Below are 23,319 nucleotides of genomic sequence, written 5' to 3'. Positions count from 1 at the left end.
TCGTGGCGATGGTCGCGGACGGCGTCCGTCCCGCCGTGAAGGTCCCGTGAAGCGCGGACCGGAGGCCTCCGCGGGGCCAGGAGTCGGACCCCGGCACGGTAGGTTCTACACGTGACATCCCCGATCGACCGCATTCGTCCCGCCGTGTCCACACACCGCACCGTGGGGGACGCGGCCGTCCGGTTCGGGCTCGCGGTCCGTGCCGGCGCGAGGGACGCCGACGACGCCGCGGCGGTCGAGATCTGGTCGGTCGCCTCCGACGACCGGGCCGTCGCCGACGGCGACCTCTTCGTCGCGCTGCCGGGTGCCCGCGCGCACGGGGCCGGGTTCGCCGCGGCCGCCGTCGAGCGCGGTGCGCGTGCAGTCCTCACCGACGAGCAGGGTGCCCTCCTCCTGGCAGACGCCGTGACGGGCGTCCCCGTCCTCGTCGCCGACGACCCGCGGTCGATGCTCGGCCCGCTGGCCGCCTGGGTCTACGGCAACCCCGCGGACGGGTTGACGACGTTCGGCGTCACGGGGACGAACGGCAAGACGACCACGACGTACCTCCTGGACCACGCGCTGCGCGCGCTCGGCTGGAAGGGCGGGCTCATCGGCACGGTGGAGATGCGCTCGGGCGACCGGGTCCTGCCGAGCCGGCTGACGACGCCCGAGGCGGCGGACCTCCAGGCGCTCCTCGCAGCGATGCGCGAGGACGAGGTGAGCACGCTCGCGATGGAGGTCTCGTCGCACGCCCTGGCGCTGCACCGCGTCGACGGTCTCGTGTTCGACGTGGTCGGGTTCACCAACCTCAGCCAGGACCACCTCGACTTCCACGGCGACCTCCAGGAGTACTTCGAGGCGAAGTCGCTGCTCTTCACGCCCGACCACGCGCGCCGCGGCGTCGTCGTCGTGGACGACGCGTGGGGGGAGCGGATGGTCCACGCCGCCCGGGTGCCCGTCGCGACGCTCCGCGTGGCCGGGGGAGATCCTGACGCCACGCCGGCCGACTGGACCGTCTCCGACGTCGAGGCGGTCGCTGCCGGCGGCACCTCGTTCACGCTGCGCCATCGCGACGGGCGCGCCGTCCGGACGTCGACCGGGCTCCCGGGGGGCTTCAACGTGGCGAACGCCGCGCTCGCGCTCGCCATGGTCCTCGAGGCCGGCTCGGACGCGCGTGACGTCGAGGAGGCCCTCGCCGCCGCCGGCGGCCTGGCACCTGCCGTGCCGGGGCGCATGGAGCTCGTCTCGACCGCGCCGCACGAGCCGCGCGTGATCGTCGACTTCGCGCACAACCCCGACGCGCTCACGCTGGCGCTCGACGCGCTGCGTCCGACGACTCCCGGCCGGCTCGTCGTCGTGTTCGGCGCGACGGGCGACCGTGACCGCGGCAAGCGGCCGACCATGGGCACGGTCGCCGTCGACGGCGCCGACGTGGTCGTCGTGACCGACGACGACCCGCACGGCGAGGACCCCGCCGCCATCCGTGCCGAGGTGCTGCCCGGGGCCCTGGCCGCGCGCGACGCGCTGCGCGCCGCCCCGGTGCCGCGCGACGTCGTCGTGCAGGAGGTCGCGCCGCGGGCGCGCGCGATCCGGGAGTCGGTCGCCGCCGCCGGTCCGCAGGACACCGTCCTCGTCGCGGGCCGTGGCCACGAGGTGTGGCAGGAGATCGCCGGCGTCGACCACCCGCTCGACGACCGCGTCGAGGCCCGCGCGGCGCTCGCGGCCCGGACCGGTGCGCCCCCGGACCCGTCCCGCACGACCCTGCCCGGCGCGTCCGCGGGTACGCCCTCCGCGCCGACCGCCACCGAACCTCTCGCGACGACGCACGACCCGAAGGAGCACCACGCATGATCGAGCTCACTGCGGCCGAGGTGGCCGCAGCGACCGGTGGACGCCTGTCCGCCGACCCCGACGTGCGGGTGGGCGGCCCCGTCGTCGTCGACTCCCGCAAGGTCGTGCCGGGCGCGCTGTTCGTCGCGCTGCCGGGCGAGCACGTCGACGGGCACGACTTCGCGCCCCGGGCCGTCGCGGACGGTGCGACGCTCGTGCTGGCCGCCCGGGAGCTGGACGAGCCGTGCGTCGTCGTGGACGACGTGCAGACGGCGCTCGGCGAGCTCGCCCGGCACGTGCTCGCGACGCTGCGCGAGCGGGGGGACCTGCGCGTCGTCGCCGTGACCGGGTCGGTCGGCAAGACGACGACCAAGGACCTGCTGGGTCAGCTCCTGCGCGCCGAGGGGCCGACGGTCGTCCCGCAGGGGTCGTTCAACAACGAGATCGGCCTGCCGCTGACGGTGCTCGAGGCGGACGGCTCGACGCGGTTCCTCGTCCTCGAGATGGGCGCGAGCGGCGTCGGCCACCTCACGTACCTGACCCGCATCGCGCCGCCCGACGTCTCGGTCGTGCTCACGGTGGGCAGCGCGCACCTCGGCGAGTTCGGCGGGATCGAGGCCGTCGCGCGCGCGAAGGCGGAGATCGTCACGGGCCTCGCGCCGGGCGGGACCGCGGTGCTCAACGCCGACGACCTGCGCGTCGCCGCCATGGCCGACGTGGCGCCCGGCGAGGTCGTGACGTTCGGGACGATCCCCTCGGCGGACGTGCGCGCCGAGGACCTGCGCATCGACCGCACCGGACGCGTCGCCTTCACGCTGCGCACGCGTGCGACGGCCGACGGCACGTCGGCGGACGGCACGACCACCGCCGGTGGGACGACCGCGGAGGCCGCCGTGACGCTGGGCCTCGTCGGCGAGCACCACGTGACCAACGCGCTGGCCGCCGCCACGGCGGCGCTGCGTCTCGGGGTCGCGCTGCCCGACGTCGCGGCCCGCCTGTCGGACGCGCGCGCCCTGAGCCCGCACCGCATGCAGGTGACCGAGCGCGCCGACGGCGTGACGGTCATCGACGACTCGTACAACGCGAACCCGGACTCGATGCGCGCCGCGCTGAAGGCCCTCGCGGTCGTCGCGGGGCGGGACCGACGCTCGGTCGCGGTGCTCGGCGAGATGCTCGAGCTCGGCGACGACTCGCGCGTCGCGCACGACGACATCGGCCGTCTCGTGGTGCGATTGAACATCAAGCTGCTCGTCGTGGTCGGCGAGGGTGCCGGGGGCATCCACGACGGTGCGACCCAGGAGGGTTCCTGGGGTGACGAGACGCGCTTCGTGCCCGACGTCGCGGCGGCCGCCGCGCTGCTGCGCGAGGAGCTGCGGGAAGGGGACGTCGTGCTCGTGAAGGCCTCCAACGGGTCCGGCCTGTGGCGTCTCGGCGACGAGCTCGCCGCGGCGGACCCGGCCGTCACGTCCGGCCTGTCCGACCCTGCCGTCGCTCCCGGCGAGCCGCAGGACGGTCGCGCATGATCGCGGTCCTCGTCGCGGCGGGAGTCTCGCTGCTCGTCGCGCTGTTCGGGACGCCGCTGTTCATCCGCTTCCTCGTGCACCGCAACTACGGGCAGTTCGTCCGCCAGGACGGCCCGACGGCGCACTTCACGAAGCGCGGCACGCCGACGATGGGCGGCGTCGTCATCATCGGCGCGACGCTGCTCGGCTGGGCGATGTCCTACGTGGTCTCCGGGCGCTTCCCGAGCGTCTCTGCCCTCCTCGTGCTGTTCCTCATGACGGGCCTGGGGCTCGTCGGGTTCCTCGACGACTTCACGAAGATCAAGAAGCAGCGCAGCCTCGGCCTGACGGCGCGCGCGAAGATCGTGGGCCAGGGCGCCGTCGGCATCACGTTCGCCGTGCTCGCGCTGCAGTTCCCCAACGAGAACGGCCGGACGCCCGCGTCCACGCGCATCTCGTTCCTGCGCGACACGAACCTCGACCTCGCGTTCGCGGGCGTGACGATCGGGCTGATCCTCTTCGTCATCTGGGCCAACTTCCTCATCACGGCATGGTCCAACGCCGTGAACCTCACGGACGGGCTGGACGGGCTCGCGACGGGCGTGTCGCTCATCGTGTTCGGCGCCTACATCCTCGTGAGCATCTGGCAGCTCAACCAGACGTGCCAGCGGATCGTCTCGGCCGGGCCGCGCTGCTACGAGGTGCGCGACCCGCAGGACCTGGCGATCATCGCCGCAGCCATCATGGGGGCCTGCTTCGGCTTCCTGTGGTGGAACGCGAGCCCGGCCAAGATCTTCATGGGCGACACCGGCTCGCTCGCGCTCGGCGGCGCGCTCGCCGGGCTGTCGATCCTCTCGCGCACCGAGATCCTTGCGGCCATCATCGGGGGGCTGTTCGTCATCATCGTCATGTCGGACATCATCCAGATCGGCTTTTTCAAGATGACCGGGAAGCGCGTGTTCAAGATGGCGCCGCTGCACCACCACTTCGAGCTGTCCGGGTGGGGCGAGGTCACGATCGTCATCCGGTTCTGGCTCATCGCCGGGCTGTTCGCCGCCCTCGGCATGGGGGTCTTCTACGCCGAGTGGGTGGTCGGCTAGTGGTGCGCGACCGTCACGACCTCGCCGTGCCGCTCGCCGACGCCCGGGTCGTGGTCGCCGGTCTCGGCGTGTCCGGCCGAGCCGCGGCGGCCGCCCTGCGGCCCCGGGCGGCGTGTGTCGTCACGCTCGACGACCGCGCGGACGACGCCGACGTGCGCTCCGCGGACGCCGTGGACCTGGGGGAGACGGACCTCGTCGTGGCCTCGCCCGGCTGGTCGCCGAGCCACCCGCTCCTCGTCGGGGCCGCCGCTCGGGGCGTCCCCGTCTGGAGCGAGGTCGAGCTGGCGTGGCGCCTGCGGGTCGACGGCCCTGCGGGGCGCCCCGCGCCGTGGCTCGCGGTCACCGGGACCAACGGCAAGACCACGACGGTCGAGATGCTCGAGACGATCCTGCGCACCGCGGGGCTGCGCGCCGCCGCGGTCGGGAACGTCGGGACCCCGGTCGTCGAGGCGGCGCTCGACCCCGGGCTCGAGGTGCTGGCGGTCGAGCTCTCGAGCTTCCAGCTCCACTTCACGCACACGACGTCGCCCGAGGCGGGCGCGGTGCTCAACGTCGCTCCCGACCACCTCGACTGGCACGGCGGGATCGACGCCTACGCGGCCGACAAGGGCCGGGTCTACGAGGACGCGCAGGTCGCGTGCGTCTACAACGTGGCCGACGCGCGGACCGAGGCGCTCGTGGTCGACGCGGACGTCGTCGAGGGTGCCCGGGCGGTCGGGTTCACGCTGGGCGCGCCCGCGCGCGGGCAGCTCGGCGTCGTCGAGGGCGTGCTCGTCGACCGGGCTTTCCACGCTCCGGCGGACGCGCGCGACCGGCACACCTACGCCGCGGAGCTCGCCACGCTCGACGACCTCGCGCACCTCGCCGGCGCCGACGGGCAGGTCCCGGCGCACGTCGTCGCGAACGCCCTGGCAGCCGCCGCGCTCGCCCGGGCCCACGGCGTGCCGGCCGTGGCGGTCCGTGACGGGCTGCGCGCCTTCCGCACCGGTGCGCACCGGATCCAGCAGGTCGCGACCGTCGACGACGTCGCGTACGTCGACGACTCGAAGGCCACCAACGCGCACGCCGCCTCCGCGTCCCTCGCGGCGTTCGCCGCCGGGACCGTCGTGTGGGTCGCGGGCGGCCTCGCGAAGGGTGCGTCGTTCGACGACCTCGTCGCGTCCCGCGCCGACCGGTTGCGCGCCGTCGTGCTCATCGGTGTCGACGCGGACCCGTTCGCCGCGGCCCTCGCCCGACACGCGCCGGATATCCCCGTCGTGCGCGTGGATCCTGGCGACACTGGGACGGTGATGACCCGTGCCGTCGACTCCGCCCGCCGCCTCGCCGCCCCCGGCGACACGGTGCTGCTCGCCCCGGCGGGGGCGTCGATGGACCAGTTCCGCTCGTACGCGGCGCGTGGCGACGCGTTCGCCGACGCCGCCCGTGCCCTCGCGCCCGAGCACGGGTAGCCGATGACGCAGACCGCGAGCGGCCGGACCTCGACGTCGCGCACGGGGAAGGCGCCACGACGCTCCCCGGGAACCGCGCCCCGCACGGCCGCCCGGCCCGCGCGGACGGCCCCGGCCCCCGAGCGGCAGTGGCTCGGCCAGTGGAACAGCACCGTGACGAGCTACTACCTGCTCGTGGGCGCGACCACGCTCCTGACGATCATCGGGCTCGTCATGGTGTTCTCGAGCTCGGCCGTCACGGAGATCGCGGAGGGCCGTTCGCCGTTCACCGCGCTCCTGAGCCAGGGTCAGTTCGTCCTCATCGGCCTCCCCGTGCTGCTCGTCGCCGCGCGCCTTCCCGTGCGCTGGTACAAGGCGCTCGCGTGGCCGGCGCTCGTCGTCGCGCTCGGCCTTCTCGTGGCCGTGCTGTTCGTCGGGTCGAGCCGGGGTGGGAACACGGGCTGGATCGCGCTGGGCGCCTTCTCATTCCAGCCGTCCGAGATCGCGAAGCTCGCGCTCGCCCTGTGGCTCGGGGTGGTCCTCGGCCGCAAGCAGCACCTGCTCGGCCGGTGGCGCCACGTCATCGTCCCGGCGGTGCCCGGGGCGCTCGTCGTCGTCGGCCTCGTGCTGGGCGGCCACGACCTCGGGACCGCGCTCGTCATCATGCTCCTCGTCGCGGGCGCCTTCTTCGTCTCCGGCGCGAGCACGCGCCTGCTGGGGCTGGGCGCCGCGGTCGCCGCGTTCGTCGTCGGGTACGCGTTCATCCTCCAGCAGGACGGCGGCGACCGGCTCGGGCGCATCATGGCGACGTACGGCGAGTGCACGGACACGCTCGGGGAGTGCTACCAGCCGACGCACGGGCTCTGGGCGCTCGGCACGGGCGGCCTGACGGGGGTCGGGCTGGGCGCGAGCCGGGAGAAGTGGAACTACCTCCCGGAGGCGCACAACGACTACATCTTCGCCGTGATCGGCGAGGAGCTCGGTCTGCTCGGGACCCTGCTCGTCCTGGGCCTGTTCGTGGTGCTGGGCCTCGCGATGAGCCGGATCGTGCGGCGCCACGACGACCCGTTCGTCAAGATCACGACCGCCGCGATCGCGTGCTGGATCGTGGGTCAGGCGTTCATCAACATCGGCGTGGTCATCGGGCTGCTGCCCGTGATCGGCGTGCCGCTGCCGCTCGTGTCGGCGGGCGGGACGGCGCTCATCATGACGATGGCGGCGCTCGGCGTCGTCATCTCCTTCGCGCGCACCGAGCCCGGCGCGGCCGAGGCGCTCGCCGCGCGGGGGAGCGTCGTCCGCCGTTCCCTCGCGGTCGTCGGCCGGGCCGCCAGGCCGCGCCGCCGCACCACCTGAGCGCAGGGCTCCGGCGTCGGGTCACCCGGCAGGAGCACACCCCCAGACCAGAGGACGACGCGGCAACCGCCGCGCAGGGAAGGACGACGAGGTACGTGACGACGATCGGATCTGTGGTGCTCGCGGGCGGCGGGACGGCGGGGCACGTCAACCCGCTGCTCGCGGTGGCGGACGAGCTGAGGGCGCGGGAGCCCGGCCTCGTGGTGACGGCGCTGGGGGTCGCCGGCGGACTCGAGGACGATCTCGTGCCCGCACGCGGCTACCCGCTGCGGCACGTGCCGCGCGTCCCGCTGCCGCGCCGGCCGAGCGCCGAGTGGATCAACCTCCCGGGCCGGTTCAAGGCGGCGGTCGACGCCGCGGGTGCGGCGATCGACGAGTCCGGCGCGCGTGTCGTCGTGGGTTTCGGCGGGTACGTCTCGACGCCTGCCTACGTCGCGGCGCACCGTCGTGGTGTGCCCATCGTCGTGCACGAGCAGAACGCGCGGCCGGGTCTCGCGAACCGGGCCGGCGCGCGCTGGGCGGCGCGCGTCGGGGTGACGTTCGAGGGCACGCCGCTCAAGGGCGGGGTCGTCACGGGTCTGCCGCTGCGCCGCGAGATCGCGGACCTCGTCACGGCGCGCTCGACGGATCCCGCCGGGGTGCGGGCTCGCGCCGCGGCGAGCCTCGGGCTCGACCCGGCCGCGCCCACGCTCGTGGTCACGGGCGGCTCCCTCGGCGCGCAGAGCCTCAACGTGGCCGTCTCCGGCGCGGCGGGCGAGCTGCTGGGCGCGGGCGCCCAGGTGCTGCACCTCACCGGCAAGGGCAAGGACGGCCCCGTGCGGGACGCGGTCGCCGGCGTGGCCGTCGGGGGCGCGCGCTACGACGTGCGCGAGTACCTCGCGGAGATGCAGCTCGCGCTCGCCGTGGCGGACCTCGTGGTCTGCCGGGCCGGTGCCGGCACGGTGGGCGAGCTCGCCGCGCTGGGGATCCCGGCCGTGTACGTCCCGCTCCCGATCGGCAACGGCGAGCAGCGGCTCAACGCCGCGCCCGTGGTCGACGCCGGGGGCGGCCTGCTCGTCGACGACGACGCCCTGGACGCCACGTGGGTCGCCCGCAACGTGCCGGGGCTCCTCGGCGACCCCGTCCGCCTCGCGGCGATGGCGCGCACCGCGGCGGGTGCCGGGGTGCGCGACGGCGCAGCGCGCGTCGCGGACCTCGTCGCCGAGGCCGTGGCCGAGGGGACGCGTCCGTGAGCGGCGACGCCCGGGACGTGGAGCGCCTGGAGGACCTCGGGACCGTCCACCTCGTCGGGATCGGCGGGGCGGGGATGTCCGTGGTCGCCCGGCTGCTCGCGGCCCACGGTGTCCCGGTGCAGGGTTCCGACGCGCGGGAGGGGGAGTCGCTCGCCGCGCTCCGCGCCGACGGCCTGCGCGTCTGGGCGGGGCACGACGCCGCGCACGTCGCGGGGGCGGACACCGTCGTGGTGTCGAGCGCGGTGCGCGAGAGCAACCCGGAGCTCGCCGCGGCGCGCGCCGCCGGTCTGCGCGTGCTGCACCGGTCGCAGGCCCTCGCCGCCCTGATGGCGCAGGGCCGTGCTGTCGCGGTCGCCGGTGCCCACGGCAAGACGACGACCTCGGCGATGATCGCCACGGTGCTGCGCGGGGCGGGCGTCGACCCGTCGTTCGCGATCGGCGGGACGGTGCTCACCGCGGACGGCCCCGTCCCGGGTGGGCACCTCGGCGCCGGCGACGTCCTGGTGGCGGAGGCGGACGAGTCGGACGGGTCCTTCCTCAACTACGCGCCCCAGGTCGCCGTCGTGACGAACGTCGAGCCCGACCACCTGGACCACTACGGCTCGCGCGCGGCCTTCGAGCAGGCGTTCGTCGAGTTCGCCGCCCGTATCCTGCCCGGCGGGACGCTCGTGGCGTGCGCCGACGACGCCGGCTCCCTCGCGCTCGCCCGCTCGCACGCCGCGGGCGGGGGAGCGGTCGTCACGTACGGCACCGGCCCGGACGCCGACCTGCGCGTGCGCGACGTGCGGCCGGTCGCGGCGGAGGGTGCGCGCGGGGGTGTACGGGCCGCGCTCGACGGGAGCGTCGCGGGCCGGGCGGTCGACGGTCTCGACCTCGTGCTGCGCGTCCCCGGTCACCACAACGCGCTCAACGCGACCGCGGCCGTCGCGACCGCGGTCCTCCTCGGCGTCGACCCCGGCGTCGCCGTGACGGCGGCGCACGACTTCCTCGGCACGGGCCGACGCTTCGAGGCACGCGGCGAGGCGGGCGGCGTGCGCGTCGTCGACGACTACGCGCACCACCCGACGGAGATCGCGGCCCTGCTCGCCGCGGCGCGGCCCGTGGCGGACGACGGCCGCGTCGTCGTGCTCTTCCAGCCGCACCTCTACTCGCGCACGCGGGCCTTCGCGCGCGAGTTCGCGGACGCGCTCGGCGCCGCGGACGTCGTCGTCGTGACCGGGGTCTACGCGGCGCGCGAGGACCCGGACCCGGCCGTGGACGCGTCCACGATCGTGGACCTCGTGCGCCCGGGGGTGGCGACCGCGGTCGAGGACCGGCTCGAGGCGGCCCGTCGGGCCGCCGACGCCGCACGCCCCGGTGACCTCCTCCTCACGGTCGGTGCGGGCGACGTGACCGATCTCGGCGCCGTCGTCCTCGAGCGCCTCGCCGCGCGGGACGCGGGGACCGACGGCTGATGCGCCCGCCCCCTCGCCCCCGACCGGCCGCGCCGCGGCCGGACCGACCGCGCGCCGCCGACCGCGCGCCGGCGACGCCCACGACGACCCACGCGTCGTCCGAGGGTGCGCGCGGTCGGTCCGGGGCGCGCGTGCGGGGCGAGGAGCGCGACGCGTCGCGCGAGACACCGGTCCGGCCGGCCGCACGCCCGGTGTCGCGCGCACGCGACGTCCCGACGGCGCCCGTGCCGCGCCCCGGGACGGAGCTCGTCCGGGCGTCCGCGCCGCGCTCCCCGCGCGGTGCGTCGACCGGTCCCGGCTCACGGGCCGGAGCGGACGGCGCGCGCGGACCCGCGACCGCGCCCGTGGGCGTCGTCTCGCACGGCATGGCCCAGCGGCTGGCCGAGCGCGACGCGATGCGGCGTCACCGCGTCCTGCGCCGCGTGCTGTGGTGGACGGCCGGCCTCGTGACCGCGGCCGGCCTCGGGTGGGTCGCGTTCTTCTCGCCGGTCCTCGGTCTCGACCCGCAGGACGTGACGATCAGCGGCGAGGGCACCGTGATCGACCCCGCGCAGGTCTCCGCCGCCGTGGCCGAGGAGCAGGGCGTCCCGCTGCCGCGGCTCGACACGCTCGCGCTGCGCGAGCGCGTGCTCGCGCTCAACGGGGTCCGGGACGTCGAGATCCGGCGGACGTGGCCGACCGGGCTCGACGTCCGGCTCGAGTCCCGCGAGCCGGTCGTCGCGGTCCCGGTCGAGGAGGGGTACGCGCTGCTCGACGCCGACGGCGTCCGGGTGCGCACGGAAGCGGCCGTCCCCGACGGGCTGCCCGAGGTCGACGTGCCGCTCGACGACGCAGGCCGGCGCGCGCTCGAGTCGGCGCTCGTGCTCGTCAACGCGCTGCCGCCCGAGCTGCACGCACAGGTGGCGGAGGTCTCGGCGACGACGCGCGACGCCGTCGTCATGAGGCTGCGCGACGGCGTGACGGTCGAGTGGGGCAGCTCGGAGGACGCGGCGCTCAAGGTGCGCGTGCTCCAGACGCTGCGGGCCGTGCCGGAGAACGCGGGCGTGACCGTCTACGACGTCTCGGCGCCGACGCTGCCGGTCACGCGATGAGCCGCTCCGCCGCCGTCCGGCGGCCCAGGACGAACGAGGATCCCCGACACGCGCAGGCGGGTCGTTGATGAAGGGAATGTCGGCCCCTACCGTCGACACATGGCACAACCTGACATAACTCTAACCCTCTAGTTGAGGGTGAAGGTTCAGGGCTGACAGATCGAGAGGCATCGACGTGGCAACTCCGCAGAACTACCTGGCAGTGATCAAGGTGGTCGGCATCGGCGGCGGTGGCGTGAACGCCGTCAACCGGATGATCGAGGTCGGCCTCAAGGGCGTCGAGTTCATCGCCATCAACACCGACGCGCAGGCCCTGCTGATGTCGGACGCCGACGTCAAGCTCGACGTCGGCCGTGAGCTCACGCGCGGGCTCGGTGCCGGCGCCGACCCCGAGGTCGGCAAGAAGGCCGCCGAGGACCACGCCGAGGAGATCGAGGACGTCCTGCGCGGCGCCGACATGGTCTTCGTGACGGCGGGCGAGGGCGGCGGTACCGGCACGGGCGGCGCGCCCGTCGTCGCGCGCATCGCACGCTCGCTCGGCGCGCTGACCGTCGGCGTCGTGACGCGACCCTTCACGTTCGAGGGTCGCCGCCGCTCCGTGCAGGCGGACCAGGGCATCGAGAACCTGCGCAACGAGGTCGACACCCTCATCGTCATCCCCAACGACCGGCTGCTGTCGATGTCGGACCGCAACGTCAGCGCCCTGCAGGCGTTCCACCAGGCCGACCAGGTGCTGCTGTCCGGTGTCCAGGGCATCACGGACCTCATCACCACGCCGGGCCTCATCAACCTCGACTTCGCCGACGTCAAGTCGGTCATGCAGGGAGCGGGCAGCGCTCTCATGGGCATCGGCTCCGCGCGAGGCGAGGACCGCGCCGTCCAGGCGGCCGAGCTGGCGATCTCCTCGCCCCTGCTCGAGGCGAGCATCGACGGTGCGCACGGCGTGCTCCTGTCCATCCAGGGCGGCTCGGACCTCGGCCTCTTCGAGATCAACGAGGCCGCGCGTCTCGTCCACGAGGCGGCCCACACCGAGGCGAACATCATCTTCGGCGCCGTGATCGACGACGCGCTCGGGGACGAGGTCCGGGTCACGGTCATCGCAGCCGGGTTCGACGGCGGTGCGCCCCAGGTCCGCGGCGACGGTCGCGGGCTGGGCCAGGTCGCGGGCTCCACCCAGCGTCCGGCGACGAGCGCGATCCCGGCCGTCCCGGGCGCACGTCAGGTGCCCCCGGCGCCGGCGCCCACGACGGGTGCGCACACCCTGCCTCGCCCGGTGGTCCCCATCGCGACCGAGGGCGACGACGTGCCCGTCACCCTCGACGGCGGGAGCGGACCCGTGCCGGTGCAGCCCGTCGCCGCCACCCCGACGTTCACGGTCGTCGGGTCCGAGCAGGCCGCGAACCACAACGCCGACCCCGCGGCGGGGCGCCAGAACCCGTCCGTCGAGGTGCCCCCGCGCATCTACGACGAGGAGCCCGCGCGTCGCAAGGTGGAAGAGCTCGACGTGCCCGACTTCCTCAAGTGACGACCGACCGGCTCCCCGTGCTCGAGGTCGACCTCGGGCCCGGGGTCCGGGCGGGCTTCACGACCCGGGCGGGCGGGGTGTCCCCGTCTCCCTGGGACAGCCTCAACCTCGGTCTGGGCGTGCACGACGACGCGGCGCGGGTGCGGGCGAACCGGCGCCGGGCCTCGACGTGGCTGGGGCGGTCGGTGCGGTTCTCGACGCAGGTGCACGGGACCGGGGTCGTGGTGCTCGACCGCGAGCCCGCCGACGGCGGACCGGGCGACGCCGACCCGGTGGACACCGTCGGGGACGCGGACGCGCTCGTCGCGACGGGGACGTCCGCCGTGGGGCTCGGCGTGCTGGTCGCCGACTGCGTGCCCGTCCTCCTCGCGGACGCGGGGTCCGGCGTCGTCGCGACGGCGCACGCCGGACGGCGCGGGCTCGCGGACGGCGTCGTGCCTGCCGTCCTCCGGTCGATGGCCGCCGCGGGGGCGGACCTGCGGAGCGTGCGGGCCGCCGTCGGTCCTGCGGTCTGCGGGGCGTGCTACGAGGTGCCGGCCACGATGCGCGACGAGGTCGCGGTCGCACGGCCGGCGACCTGGTCCACCACCTCGTGGGGGACGGCGGCGCTCGATCTTCCCGCGGGGGTCGCGGCCGACCTCGAGGCGGCCGGGGTCGCGTCGGTCGAGCGCACGCACGTCTGCACCGTGGAGGACGACCGCTGGTTCTCCCATCGCCGGGCGACGCGCTCGGGAGCGACGACGGGACGGTTCGCCGGGCTCGTGGCGCTGGCTCCCGCCTGAGCGGCGGCGACGGCCGCCCTGCCCGCAGCCGACCGCCCGACCGCGCCGGACCGCGCCCGAGCGAGCCCGAGCGGGCCGTTCCGAGGTTCACCCGTCCCGGGCGTGTCGCGCCCGGGCGTCGCCAGGTGCTCGGTTAGCGTGGGTGCACCGGTCGGGCGGCCGGTGTCCGACGGTACGAGTTGAGGACGGAGCAAGGCCCATGGCGGGAGCGCTGCGCAAGACCATGCTGTATCTGGGCCTCGCGGATGATCGCGGCGAGGACGAGCGGGACGAGTACGTCGACGAGTACGACGAGACGGGGGCGGACGTGCCACAGGACTACCAGGCCCAGGTGACGCCGTTGCACCGTTCGCTCGGTCCGCGGGAGGTGCCGCAGACCAGCATGTCGGCCGCCGAGCTGCGCCGGATCACCACCGTGCACCCGCGTTCGTACAACGACGCGCGCGTGATCGGCGAGGCGTTCCGCGGCGGGACGCCGGTCATCATGAACCTGTCCGACATGGACGACGCCGACGCCAAGCGCCTCGTCGACTTCTCCGCCGGGCTGATCTTCGGGCTGCACGGGGCGATCGAGCGCGTCACGAACAAGGTCTTCCTGCTCTCGCCGGAGCACGTGGAGATCACCGGCGAGGAGCAGGCCGCCCCGCCGCCGGACACGCGTGCGGGCTTCTACAACCAGAGCTGACCCGGCGCGGCGCGGGTCGCGCGGACCGGAACCGGCGCGACGTCTGGCACAGTTGTCCCCGTGATCGTGGACCTCGTGACCGGCATCCTCGGGTTCGTCCTGTGGCTCTATCTCATCCTCCTCATCGGGCGCCTCATCTTCGACTGGGTGCAGGTGTTCGCACGGGAGTGGCGACCCAAGGGAGCCGTGCTCGTGCTCGCCGAGGTGATCTACACCGCGACGGACCCTCCGCTGCGTCTCCTGCGGCGCCTGATCCCGCCGCTCACGCTGGGGCAGATCCGGCTCGACCTGGGCTTCGTGGTGCTGTTCCTCGCCGTGACGATCGCCCTGCAGGTGGTCCAGGGCATCTGAGACGCACGTCACGCGCTCTAGCCCCTGCACCGCCCCCGGGGGCGCGACCGTACGTCCGGTTCGCCCCTGCTCGTGCCGTTCGCTCGGCGCGCGAGCGCGGCCGTGGTCCGGGCTCCGGACGGCAAACTCCGCTACGTTGGATCCTGGCGATCGCGAGGTCGCCCGGACCGAGACGCTAACGCTGATGAGGTGAACCGATGGCACTGCTCACTGCAGAGGACATCCTGAACAAGAAGTTCGCGGCCACGAAGTTCCGCGAGGGGTACGACGTCGAAGAGGTCGACGACTTCTTGGACGAGGTGGTGAGGACGCTCAACTCCGTGCAGGAGGAGAACGAGGACCTCAAGTCCAAGCTCGCCGCCGCGGAGCGTCGCGTCGCCGAGCTGAGCCGGGCCGACGCGTCCTCCGCAGCAGCGGCCCCCGCGCCCGTCGAGGCGCCGAAGCCGGCGCCGGAGCCCGAGCCCGCTCCCGCTGCCCCCATCTCGCAGGCCGTCGTCACGAAGAACGCGGCAGAGCCCGAGTCGGCGACCGGGATGCTCCAGCTGGCCCAGAAGCTGCACGACGACTACGTGCGCTCGGGGCAGGAAGAGGGCGACCGGCTCATCGCCGAGGCGAAGGAGGAGGGCACGCGCATCGTGCGCGAGGCCGAGGAGACCTCGCACCGCACGCTCTCCCAGCTCGAGCAGGAGCGCTCGCTGCTCGAGCGCAAGATCGACGAGCTCCGCCTCTTCGAGCGCGACTACCGCACGCGCCTCAAGAGCTACCTCCAGAACCTCCTCGGGGACCTGGACAACCGGGGCAGCGCCCTCCCGCCGCGCAGCAACGTCGGTGGGTCCGGTCGCGCGAGCGACCTCGCGTCCGGCATCTAGCCCCAGCGTCGACCGTCCGGCAGCGGCCGGTACGCACGCGCACCGCGATCCCTCCCTCCCGGGGGACGGCGTGGTGTGTTGTGCGTGCCGGCCGCTGCGTCTACTCTCGCGTGACTCGATCCAGGAGGGGCAGATGACCAAGCTCACCACCGCGGCCAGGTCGGCCGTGCGCGAACAGTTCCCGAACCTCGCGAAGGACGTCAAGACCTTCCCCGTGCGCGAGGGCGAGGAGCCGTGGACCCTGCGTGAGGTCGAGGAGCTGGCCTCGGAGCTCCTGGCGGAGAAGGAGCGTCTGGAGAGCGAGCTGGCCCAGGCCGACGAGGCCCTGTCGAACCTCCTGCGGGACTCGGGCGACGGCGCGGGCGACGACCAGGCGGACTCGGGGTCGAGCGCGCTCGAGCGCGAGCAGGAGCTCACCCTCGTCAACAACGTGCGCGACCTGCTCGCCCAGACCACGCACGCCCTCGACCGCATCGCTGCGGGCACCTACGCGACGTGCGAGGCGTCGGGCCTGCCCATCGGCAAGGCGCGGCTCCAGGCCTTCCCGCGCGCCAACCTGTCGGTCGAGGCGAAGCAGCGCGAAGAGCGCCGCTGACGCGCACGGCACGAGCGGGGTCCGCTCGCCGGAGGTCGCGAGGCCCGTCGAGCGACGTGCTCGTGGCAGACTTGCCGCCGATGTCCACCTCCTCGCGCCCCGAGTCCCTCGACCCCGTCGAACCGCCGTCGGGTCCCTCGACCCATCGGCCCGACGGCCTCGCGCCCGCCACGCAGGATCCGGCCGAGCCCGACACTGCCGTCCCGGCGGGTCGGTCGCGCGGACGCCTCGTCGCCTGGACCGTCGGTCTCGCCGTCCTGGTACTCCTGCTCGACCAGCTCACCAAGTGGTGGGCGGAGTCGACCCTGGAGCTCGGTGACGACCCGGTCCAGCTCGTCGGATCGCTGCTCGGCCTGCGCCTGCTCTACAACCCCGGTGCGGCGCTGTCGATCGCGACCGGCATGACGTGGCTCCTCACGATCGTCGTCGTCGCGGTGGTCGTGGTCATCGTGCGCATGGTCGGCAGGATCGGCTCGCGCGGCTGGGCGATCGCGCTCGGCCTGCTGCTCGGGGGCGCGGTCGGGAACCTGGTCGACCGGATCTTCCGCGATCCCGGTTTCGCGCGCGGGCACGTCGTCGACTTCATCGACTACGCAGGCTTCTTCGTCGGCAACGTCGCGGACATCGCGATCGTCGCGGCCGCCGTGATGATCGTGGTGCTGTCCCTGCTCGGCATCGGCCTCGACGGCACGCGCCAGGGTCGTGACGGCAAGGACTCGACGGACGCCGTCGGGACGTCCTCGGCCGAGGACGGTCCGCGGGGCGACGACGCCACGGAGGGGGAGGCGCGGTGAGCCTGCGCTCGCTCCCCGTCCCCGACGGCCTCGCCGGCGAGCGGGTCGACGCGGGTCTCGCGCGGCTCCTCGGGCTGTCGCGCACGCGTGCCGCCGAGCTCGCCGCCGAGGGCGCGGTGCGTCTCGACGGTCGCGAGGTCGCCAAGTCCGAGCGGCTCGTCGCGGGCGCCTGGCTCGAGGTCGACGTGCCCGACGCCGCGCCCGCCGCGGTCGAGGTCGTCGCCGAGCCCGTGCCCGGCATGGGCATCGTGCACGACGACGAGGACCTCGTCGTCGTGGACAAGCCGGTCGGCGTCGCCGCGCACCCGTCGCCGGGCTGGACCGGCCCGACCGTCGTCGGCGCGCTCGCTGCCGCGGGCTACCGGATCTCGACGTCCGGTGCTGCCGAGCGCCAGGGCATCGTGCACCGCCTGGACGCGGGCACGTCCGGGCTCATGGTCGTCGCGAAGAGCGAGACCGCGTACACCGCGCTCAAGCGCGCCTTCAAGGAGCGCACGGTCGAGAAGGTCTACCACGCGCTCGTGCAGGGTCACCCCGAGCCGACGACCGGGACGATCGACGCGCCCATCGGTCGCCATCCGAGCAGCGACTGGAAGTTCGCGGTGACCGCCGAGGGCAAGCCCTCGGTCACCCACTACGAGGTGCTCGAGATGCTCCCGGCGGCGTCGCTCGTGGAGGTGCACCTCGAGACGGGTCGCACGCACCAGATCCGCGTGCACTTCTCCGCGCTGCGCCACCCGTGCGTCGGCGACCTGACCTACGGCGCCGACCCGGTCCTCGCGTCACGCGTGGACCTCAGCCGGCAGTGGCTGCACGCGATGCGGCTCGGCTTCGAGCACCCGGGCACCGGGCAGTGGCTCGAGCTCGCGTCGCAGTACCCGGACGACCTCGCGCACGCGCTCGACGTCCTGCGCGGGGCGTACGCGTGAGCGCCTCCGTACCCGACCCGCGCGCCGCGCGGCTCGTCGTGGAGCGCGTGCACGACGACGCCGGGCTGGCCGCCGCGCACGCCCTGCGGCTCGCCGTGTTCGTCGACGAGCAGCAGGTGCCCGCCGAGGAGGAGATCGACGACCTCGACACGGCTCCCACGACGACGCACGTGCTCGCGCGGGACACGCAGCAGGGCGGTGCCGTCGTCGGCACGGGGCGACTGCTCACCGATCCGGCGCACCCGGGAGAGACGCACATCGGTCGCGTCGCCGTCGCGGCGTCGGCTCGCGGGACCGGCGCGGGCGCCGCGGTGATGCGTGCCCTGGAGGAGATCGCCCTCGCCGAGCACGCCGTCGCAGGGCCGGACGGTCGCCCGACGGTACGCGTCGAGCTCTCCGCGCAGGTCCAGGCGATCGGCTTCTACGAGCGCCTCGGCTACACCGTCTCGGGTCCCGTCTACCTCGACGCGGGCATCGACCACCGGGACGCCGTGAAGACCCTTGCGTCCTGACGGACGTCGCCGCCGACCGGGCGCACCGGCGGGAACCGGTGCTGACGACGTCCGTCGCGGCGAGGGGAGGGCGCCTTGAGCGACGTCTGGCCCCTCGTGCACGGCGAACGCGCGGCGTTGATCCGCGACCTCGAAGGTCTCGACGACAGGCAGTGGGACGAGCCGTCGCTCTGTGCGGGCTGGAGCGTGCACGACGTCGTCGCCCATCTCGTCGACACCGCGAGCACGACCCGGATCGGCTTCGTGCTCGGGCTCGCCAGGGCACGCCTGGACTTCGACCGGCAGAACGCCCGCGGGGTGGAGCGCTGTCGCGGGACCTCCCCGCACGTCACGCTGCAACGGCTCAGGGCGGTCGCGCCCAGGACGTCGACGCCTCCCGCCCCGCTCGAGAGCCGACTCGTGGAGGAGGTCGTGCACGGCGAGGACGTCCGTCGACCGTTGGGCCTCACGCGTTCCTACCCCCTGGGGGCCGTGGTGCCGGCGTTGCGCCACCAGGCGCGCACACGGGCCTCCCTCGGCGGTGCCGAGGAGCTGGTGTCCCGAGTCCGGCTCGTGGCGACGGACGCCGACGTCGCCCTGGGCGACGGCCCGGAGGTGCGAGGGCCCGTGCTCGACCTGCTGCTGGTCGCCTGCGGGCGGCCGGCCGGCCGGGATCTCGACGGGCCCGGGCTCCACCACGTGTGAGACGCCGCACGGTCCGGTGTGAGACGCCGCACGGTCCGCCGGAGGTGCGCCGGAGCGTCGGAGGCCCCGCCTAGGATCGACGCATGCCGACCGCTACCGAGGACTTCGTCCACCTCCACGTCCACACCGAGTACTCGATGCTCGACGGCGCGGCGCGGATCGGGGACCTGTTCGACGAGGTCGAGCGGCTCGGGCAGAAGGCCATCGCGACGACGGACCACGGCTACGTGTTCGGTGCGTTCGAGTTCTGGTCTCGGGCGCAGGCGAAGGGCATCAAGCCGATCATCGGCGTCGAGGCGTACATCACGCCGGGCACGAGCCGGTTCGACCAGACGCGCGTGCGGTTCGGCGAGAAGGGCCAGGAGTCCGACGACGTCTCGGCGCGCGGCGCGTACACGCACATGACGCTGCTCGCGAAGAACAACGAGGGTCTGCACAACCTCTTCCGCGCGTCGTCGCTCGCCTCGCTCGACGGGCAGATGGGCAAGTGGCCGCGCATGGACCGCGACCTCCTCCAGCGGTACGGCAAGGGCCTGATCGCGACCAGCGGGTGCCCGTCGGGGGAGATCCAGACGCGACTGCGGCTCGGGCAGTGGGACGAGGCCGTCCGCACCGCCGGCGAGCTGCAGGACGTCTTCGGCCGCGAGAACTTCTACGTCGAGCTCATGGACCACGGGCTCGAGATCGAGACCCGGGTCACGAAGGACCTGCTGCGGCTCGCGGAGACGATCGGCGCACGCATCGTCGGCACGAACGACCTGCACTACGTGCGCGAGGAGGACGCGTCGAGCCAGGAGGCCCTGCTCGCGATCAACTCGGGCTCGACGCTGGACGACCCGGACCGGTTCAAGTTCGACGGCACGGGGTACTACGTGAAGTCGGCTGCCGAGATGCGGCGCGTCTTCGCCGAGCTGCCGGAGGCGTGCGACACGACGCTGCTCATCGCGGAGCAGTGCGAGGTGTCGTTCGACACGAAGGCCAACTACATGCCGCGGTTCCCCGTCCCGGAGGGCGAGGACGAGACGAGCTGGTTCGTCAAGGAGATCGAGCGCGGTCTGCACCGCCGCTACCCGGACGGCATCCCGGACGCGTCGCGCAAGCAGGCGGAGTACGAGACCGAGGTCATCGTCCAGATGGGTTTCCCGGGGTACTTCCTCGTGGTGGCCGACTTCATCAACTGGGCCAAGGAGCAGGGCATCCGCGTCGGGCCGGGGCGTGGGTCGGCAGCGGGGTCGATGGCGTCCTACCTCATGGGCATCACCGAGCTCGACCCGCTCAAGCACGGTCTGATCTTCGAGCGGTTCCTCAACCCCGAGCGCGTGTCGATGCCCGACGTCGACGTCGACTTCGACGAGCGCCGGCGCGGCGAGGTCATCCGGTACGTCACGGAGAAGTACGGCGACGACCGCGTCGCGCAGATCGTCACGTACGGCACGATCAAGGCGAAGCAGGCGCTCAAGGACTCGTCGCGCCTCCTCGGCTTCCCCTTCGCCATGGGGGAGAAGCTCACCAAGGCGATGCCGCCGGCGGTCATGGGCAAGGACATCCCGCTCGCGGGCATCTTCGACCCGAAGCACGAGCGGTACGCGGAGGCGGGCGAGTTCCGCCAGCTCCACGACACCGACCCGGAGGCGCAGCGCGTCGTCGAGCTCGCGCGGGGCATCGAGGGGCTGAAGCGTCAGTGGGGCGTGCACGCCGCCGGTGTCATCATGTCGAGCGACCCGCTCATCGACATCATCCCGATCATGCGCCGTCTCCAGGACGGCGCCGTCATCACGCAGTTCGACTACCCGACGTCCGAGGGCCTCGGCCTCATCAAGATGGACTTCCTCGGGCTGCGGAACCTGACGATCCTCGACGACGCGCTCGAGAACATCGTCATGAACGGCAAGGACCCGATCGAGATCGAGACGCTCGAGCTCGACGACCGCGCCGCGTACGAGCTGCTCGGTCGCGGGGACACGCTGGGCGTGTTCCAGCTCGACGGCGGGCCGATGCGCGCGCTGCTGCGCCAGATGCGCCCCGACAACTTCGAGGACATCTCCGCCGTCATCGCGCTGTACCGCCCTGGCCCGATGGGCATGAACTCGCACACGAACTACGCGCTGCGCAAGAACGGCCTGCAGAAGATCGAGCCCATCCATCCCGAGCTCGCCGAGCCGCTCGCGGAGGTCCTCGACGAGACGTACGGCCTCATCGTGTACCAGGAGCAGGTGCAGAAGGCGGCGCAGGTGCTGGCCGGGTACTCGCTCGGCCAGGCCGACCTGCTGCGTCGCGCGATGGGCAAGAAGAAGAAGGAGATCCTCGACAAGGAGTTCGTGCCCTTCCACGGGGGCATGAAGGAGCGCGGGTACTCCGACAAGGCCATCCAGGCCGTGTGGGACACGCTCGTCCCGTTCGCCGGGTACGCGTTCAACAAGGCGCACTCCGCCGGCTACGGGCTCGTCTCCTACTGGACGGCGTACCTCAAGGCGAACTACCCCACCGAGTACATGGCCGCGCTGCTCACGAGCGTGCGCGACGACAAGGACAAGTCGGCGCTGTACCTCAACGAGTGCCGCCGCATGCACATCACGGTCCTGCCGCCGGACGTCAACTCCTCGGCGGCGAACTTCACGGCCGTCGGGCACGACATCCGCTTCGGCCTCACCGCGGTGCGGAACGTGGGCCGCAACGTCGTCGACGCGATCGTCGCGACGCGCGAGGCGAAGGGCGACTTCACGTCGTTCACCGACTTCCTCGACAAGGTCCCGGCCGTCGTGTGCAACAAGCGCACGATCGAGTCGCTCATCAAGGCCGGAGCCTTCGACTCCCTCGGTCACGCGCGTCGCGCCCTGCTCGTCGTGCACGAGCAGGCCGTGGACTCGGTCATCAGCGTCAAGCGCAAGGAGGCCGAGGGGCAGTTCGACCTGTTCGCCGACCTCGGGGCGCAGGACGACCCGACGATGTCGTTCAGCGTCGACGTGCCCGACCTGCCGGACTGGGACAAGAAGCAGCGCCTCGCGTTCGAGCGCGAGATGCTCGGTCTCTACGTGTCCGACCACCCGCTCTCCGGGCTCGAGCACGTGCTCACGCGCGCGGCGGACACGGGGATCGCGGCGCTCATCGCGGACGAGGGGCGCCCGGACGGGTCGACGGTCACCGTCGCGGGTCTCATCACGTCGCTCCAGCGCAAGATGAGCAAGAACGGCAACCCGTGGGCGGCCGTGACCATCGAGGACCTCGAGGGCGCGGTCGAGGTGATGTTCTTCGGCGAGACGTACCTCGCGTACTCGACGATCCTCGCCGAGGACCAGGTGGTCGTGCTCCGTGGCCGTGTGCGGCGCCGCGACGACACGATGCAGCTCCAGGCGATGGAGGTCTCCCTCCCGGACGTGTCCGTGGGAGCGGAGTCGCCGGTCGCGGTCCGTGTGCCGCACACGCGGTGCGTCGAGCCGGTCATCACCCGGCTGCGCGAGGTGCTCGCGACGCACCCGGGCTCCGCGGAGGTCCACGTGCAGGTGCTCGAGCCGGGCAAGACGACGGTCGTGCGCGCGGGGGACGCCCTGCGCGTCGAGAGGTCGCCCGCGCTGTTCGGCGACCTCAAGGCCCTGCTCGGCCCGTCGTGCCTCGTGGGCTGACCCCGTGCCGGAGCCGCGTGACCCGGACACGTGTCACGACCTGCGTACGAGGTCGTGGGACGACGGGACGGCCGACCACCGGTTCCGTGTGGTGCCCGCGGCGTACGTGCTGTTCCGCCGGGCCGGGGAGCTGCTGCTGCAGCTCCGGGAGGGGACCGGTTACCGGGACGGGCACTGGGCGGCGGCCGCGGCGGGCCAGGTCGAGCCCGGTGAGTCCGTCGTCGAGGCGGCGGTGCGCGAGGCGCACGAGGAGCTCGGCGTCACGGTGGAGCGGTCGGCCCTTCGCCCCGTCTGCACCCTGCACCGCGGGGTCCCGGCGGGTCCCGCGCTCGAGCAACGCGTCGACTTCTTCTTCGAGGTCACCCGCTGGAGCGGTGCGCCGGCGCTCAGGGAGCTCGACAGGGCCTCCGACCTGCGGTGGTTCCCGCTCGACGCCCTGCCCGAGCCGGTCGTGCCGCACGAGCTGCAGGTGATGCGAGCGCTGCGCCACGGAGACGTCCCGCCGATCATGATCTCCGGGTTTGAGGGCTGAGCCGCCAGAGGTCCCCGACGGCCGTCCCGGCGGCAGTGCGGCGCGGTCCCACTAGGCTCGGTCGCGTGATCCGACTCAATCCCGAGCAGCGCGTCTTCGTCACCGAGCGCCATCTCGCGACGCTCACCACACTGCGTGCGGACGGTTCGCCCCACGTCGTCCCCGTCGCCTTCACCTGGGACCCGGAAGCCGGTGTCGTCCGGATCACCACCAACCGCGCCTCGGTCAAGGCCCGGAACGCGCGGCGGACCGGGCCGGACGGTGCGCCCGCCCGTGCCGCCGTCTGCCAGGTCGACGGCGGACGATGGATGACCCTCGAGGGCACGATCGAGGTCGTCGAGGACGCGGACGAGGTGGCCGACGCCGTCGCCCGGTACGCGCGCCGCTACCGACAGCTCAGCCCCAACCCCGAGCGCGTCGTCCTGCGCCTCACCCCCGACAAGGTGATGGCCTCGACCTACATGGCCTGA

At 73.6% G+C, this 23,319-nt stretch carries 21 protein-coding genes; all 21 read left to right on the top strand.

All coding sequences use genetic code 11. The annotated features are described in order from the left end of the window. The first annotated feature begins 111 nt into the window (after positions 1-111). Positions 112-1,833, top strand: a complete 1,722-nt coding sequence (locus ACZCLJ_RS04825) for a UDP-N-acetylmuramoyl-L-alanyl-D-glutamate--2,6-diaminopimelate ligase (RefSeq protein WP_463105648.1) — start codon at positions 112-114, stop codon at positions 1,831-1,833. Further along, positions 1,830-3,335 carry a UDP-N-acetylmuramoyl-tripeptide--D-alanyl-D-alanine ligase gene (locus ACZCLJ_RS04820; protein WP_463105647.1) on the top strand — a complete coding sequence of 502 codons (1,506 nt, stop codon included), beginning with the start codon at positions 1,830-1,832 and terminating at the stop codon, positions 3,333-3,335. Before ACZCLJ_RS04825 ends, ACZCLJ_RS04820 begins: the two co-directional genes overlap by 4 nt. Then, positions 3,332-4,414 carry a phospho-N-acetylmuramoyl-pentapeptide-transferase gene (gene mraY, locus ACZCLJ_RS04815; RefSeq protein ID WP_251150743.1) on the top strand — a complete coding sequence of 361 codons (1,083 nt, stop codon included), beginning with the start codon at positions 3,332-3,334 and terminating at the stop codon, positions 4,412-4,414. The genes ACZCLJ_RS04820 and mraY overlap by 4 nt, the downstream gene beginning before the upstream one ends. After that, entirely contained in the window at positions 4,414-5,862 is a 1,449-nt protein-coding gene (murD, locus tag ACZCLJ_RS04810; protein ID WP_463105646.1) for a UDP-N-acetylmuramoyl-L-alanine--D-glutamate ligase, read from the top strand. The genes mraY and murD overlap by 1 nt, the downstream gene beginning before the upstream one ends. A 3-nt stretch (positions 5,863-5,865) precedes the next feature. Continuing rightward, positions 5,866-7,194 carry a putative lipid II flippase FtsW gene (gene ftsW, locus ACZCLJ_RS04805; protein WP_251150745.1) on the top strand — a complete coding sequence of 443 codons (1,329 nt, stop codon included), beginning with the start codon at positions 5,866-5,868 and terminating at the stop codon, positions 7,192-7,194. Positions 7,195-7,289: 95 nt separating this feature from the next. Then, entirely contained in the window at positions 7,290-8,426 is a 1,137-nt protein-coding gene (gene murG / locus ACZCLJ_RS04800; RefSeq protein WP_463105645.1) for an undecaprenyldiphospho-muramoylpentapeptide beta-N-acetylglucosaminyltransferase, read from the top strand. A gap of 74 nt (positions 8,427-8,500) precedes the next feature. Further along, positions 8,501-9,880 (top strand): UDP-N-acetylmuramate--L-alanine ligase, encoded by a 1,380-nt coding sequence (murC, locus tag ACZCLJ_RS04795; RefSeq protein WP_463106358.1) that lies wholly within the window; start codon positions 8,501-8,503, stop codon positions 9,878-9,880. Beyond that, entirely contained in the window at positions 9,880-10,971 is a 1,092-nt protein-coding gene (locus ACZCLJ_RS04790) for a cell division protein FtsQ/DivIB (RefSeq protein ID WP_463105644.1), read from the top strand. The genes murC and ACZCLJ_RS04790 overlap by 1 nt, the downstream gene beginning before the upstream one ends. Before the next feature lie 175 nt (positions 10,972-11,146). Further along, positions 11,147-12,496 carry a cell division protein FtsZ gene (ftsZ, locus tag ACZCLJ_RS04785; protein ID WP_251150748.1) on the top strand — a complete coding sequence of 450 codons (1,350 nt, stop codon included), beginning with the start codon at positions 11,147-11,149 and terminating at the stop codon, positions 12,494-12,496. Continuing rightward, entirely contained in the window at positions 12,493-13,278 is a 786-nt protein-coding gene (locus tag ACZCLJ_RS04780) for a purine nucleoside phosphorylase YfiH/LACC1 family protein (RefSeq protein ID WP_463105643.1), read from the top strand. The genes ftsZ and ACZCLJ_RS04780 overlap by 4 nt, the downstream gene beginning before the upstream one ends. A gap of 199 nt (positions 13,279-13,477) precedes the next feature. Then, complete coding sequence (locus ACZCLJ_RS04775) at positions 13,478-13,963, top strand: cell division protein SepF (RefSeq protein WP_251150750.1); 486 nt, start codon at positions 13,478-13,480, stop codon at positions 13,961-13,963. Positions 13,964-14,029: 66 nt separating this feature from the next. Next, positions 14,030-14,314, top strand: coding sequence for a YggT family protein (locus ACZCLJ_RS04770; protein WP_251151220.1), 285 nt, complete (start codon positions 14,030-14,032; stop codon positions 14,312-14,314). A gap of 197 nt (positions 14,315-14,511) precedes the next feature. Beyond that, positions 14,512-15,183 (top strand): DivIVA domain-containing protein, encoded by a 672-nt coding sequence (locus ACZCLJ_RS04765; protein ID WP_251150751.1) that lies wholly within the window; start codon positions 14,512-14,514, stop codon positions 15,181-15,183. Between the two features lie 133 nt (positions 15,184-15,316). Next, on the top strand, positions 15,317-15,778 hold the full coding sequence (locus ACZCLJ_RS04760) for a TraR/DksA family transcriptional regulator (RefSeq protein ID WP_251150752.1): 462 nt from the start codon (positions 15,317-15,319) through the stop codon (positions 15,776-15,778). Between the two features lie 80 nt (positions 15,779-15,858). Continuing rightward, positions 15,859-16,572, top strand: coding sequence for a signal peptidase II (locus tag ACZCLJ_RS04755; RefSeq protein WP_463105642.1), 714 nt, complete (start codon positions 15,859-15,861; stop codon positions 16,570-16,572). After that, positions 16,569-17,501, top strand: a complete 933-nt coding sequence (locus ACZCLJ_RS04750; protein WP_463105641.1) for an RluA family pseudouridine synthase — start codon at positions 16,569-16,571, stop codon at positions 17,499-17,501. Before ACZCLJ_RS04755 ends, ACZCLJ_RS04750 begins: the two co-directional genes overlap by 4 nt. Beyond that, positions 17,498-18,013 (top strand): GNAT family N-acetyltransferase, encoded by a 516-nt coding sequence (locus ACZCLJ_RS04745; RefSeq protein ID WP_251150755.1) that lies wholly within the window; start codon positions 17,498-17,500, stop codon positions 18,011-18,013. Before ACZCLJ_RS04750 ends, ACZCLJ_RS04745 begins: the two co-directional genes overlap by 4 nt. A 75-nt stretch (positions 18,014-18,088) precedes the next feature. After that, entirely contained in the window at positions 18,089-18,697 is a 609-nt protein-coding gene (locus ACZCLJ_RS04740; protein ID WP_463105640.1) for a maleylpyruvate isomerase family mycothiol-dependent enzyme, read from the top strand. 83 nt (positions 18,698-18,780) lie between these two features. Continuing rightward, positions 18,781-22,317 carry a DNA polymerase III subunit alpha gene (dnaE, locus tag ACZCLJ_RS04735; RefSeq protein WP_463105639.1) on the top strand — a complete coding sequence of 1,179 codons (3,537 nt, stop codon included), beginning with the start codon at positions 18,781-18,783 and terminating at the stop codon, positions 22,315-22,317. Positions 22,318-22,408: 91 nt separating this feature from the next. Then, positions 22,409-22,849, top strand: coding sequence for an NUDIX hydrolase (locus tag ACZCLJ_RS04730; RefSeq protein WP_463105638.1), 441 nt, complete (start codon positions 22,409-22,411; stop codon positions 22,847-22,849). Positions 22,850-22,914: 65 nt separating this feature from the next. Beyond that, entirely contained in the window at positions 22,915-23,319 is a 405-nt protein-coding gene (locus ACZCLJ_RS04725) for a pyridoxamine 5'-phosphate oxidase family protein (RefSeq protein WP_251150758.1), read from the top strand.

It is taken from the genome of Cellulosimicrobium sp. So1_17, from assembly GCF_055181235.1.
This window is presented reverse-complemented; position numbering and strand designations above follow the sequence as displayed.

What these genes read in the sequence shown, in the direction of transcription:
- ACZCLJ_RS04820 (WP_463105647.1), top strand. Translation starts at nt 1,830, where the DNA reads ATGATCGAGCTCACTGCGGCCGAGGTGGCCGCAGCGACCGGTGGACGC.
- mraY (WP_251150743.1), top strand. Translation starts at nt 3,332, where the DNA reads ATGATCGCGGTCCTCGTCGCGGCGGGAGTCTCGCTGCTCGTCGCGCTG.
- ftsW (WP_251150745.1), top strand. Translation starts at nt 5,866, where the DNA reads ATGACGCAGACCGCGAGCGGCCGGACCTCGACGTCGCGCACGGGGAAG.
- murC (WP_463106358.1), top strand. Translation starts at nt 8,501, where the DNA reads ATGTCCGTGGTCGCCCGGCTGCTCGCGGCCCACGGTGTCCCGGTGCAG.
- ACZCLJ_RS04790 (WP_463105644.1), top strand. Translation starts at nt 9,880, where the DNA reads ATGCGCCCGCCCCCTCGCCCCCGACCGGCCGCGCCGCGGCCGGACCGA.
- ACZCLJ_RS04775 (WP_251150750.1), top strand. Translation starts at nt 13,478, where the DNA reads ATGGCGGGAGCGCTGCGCAAGACCATGCTGTATCTGGGCCTCGCGGAT.
- ACZCLJ_RS04765 (WP_251150751.1), top strand. Translation starts at nt 14,512, where the DNA reads ATGGCACTGCTCACTGCAGAGGACATCCTGAACAAGAAGTTCGCGGCC.
- ACZCLJ_RS04760 (WP_251150752.1), top strand. Translation starts at nt 15,317, where the DNA reads ATGACCAAGCTCACCACCGCGGCCAGGTCGGCCGTGCGCGAACAGTTC.
- ACZCLJ_RS04755 (WP_463105642.1), top strand. Translation starts at nt 15,859, where the DNA reads ATGTCCACCTCCTCGCGCCCCGAGTCCCTCGACCCCGTCGAACCGCCG.
- dnaE (WP_463105639.1), top strand. Translation starts at nt 18,781, where the DNA reads ATGCCGACCGCTACCGAGGACTTCGTCCACCTCCACGTCCACACCGAG.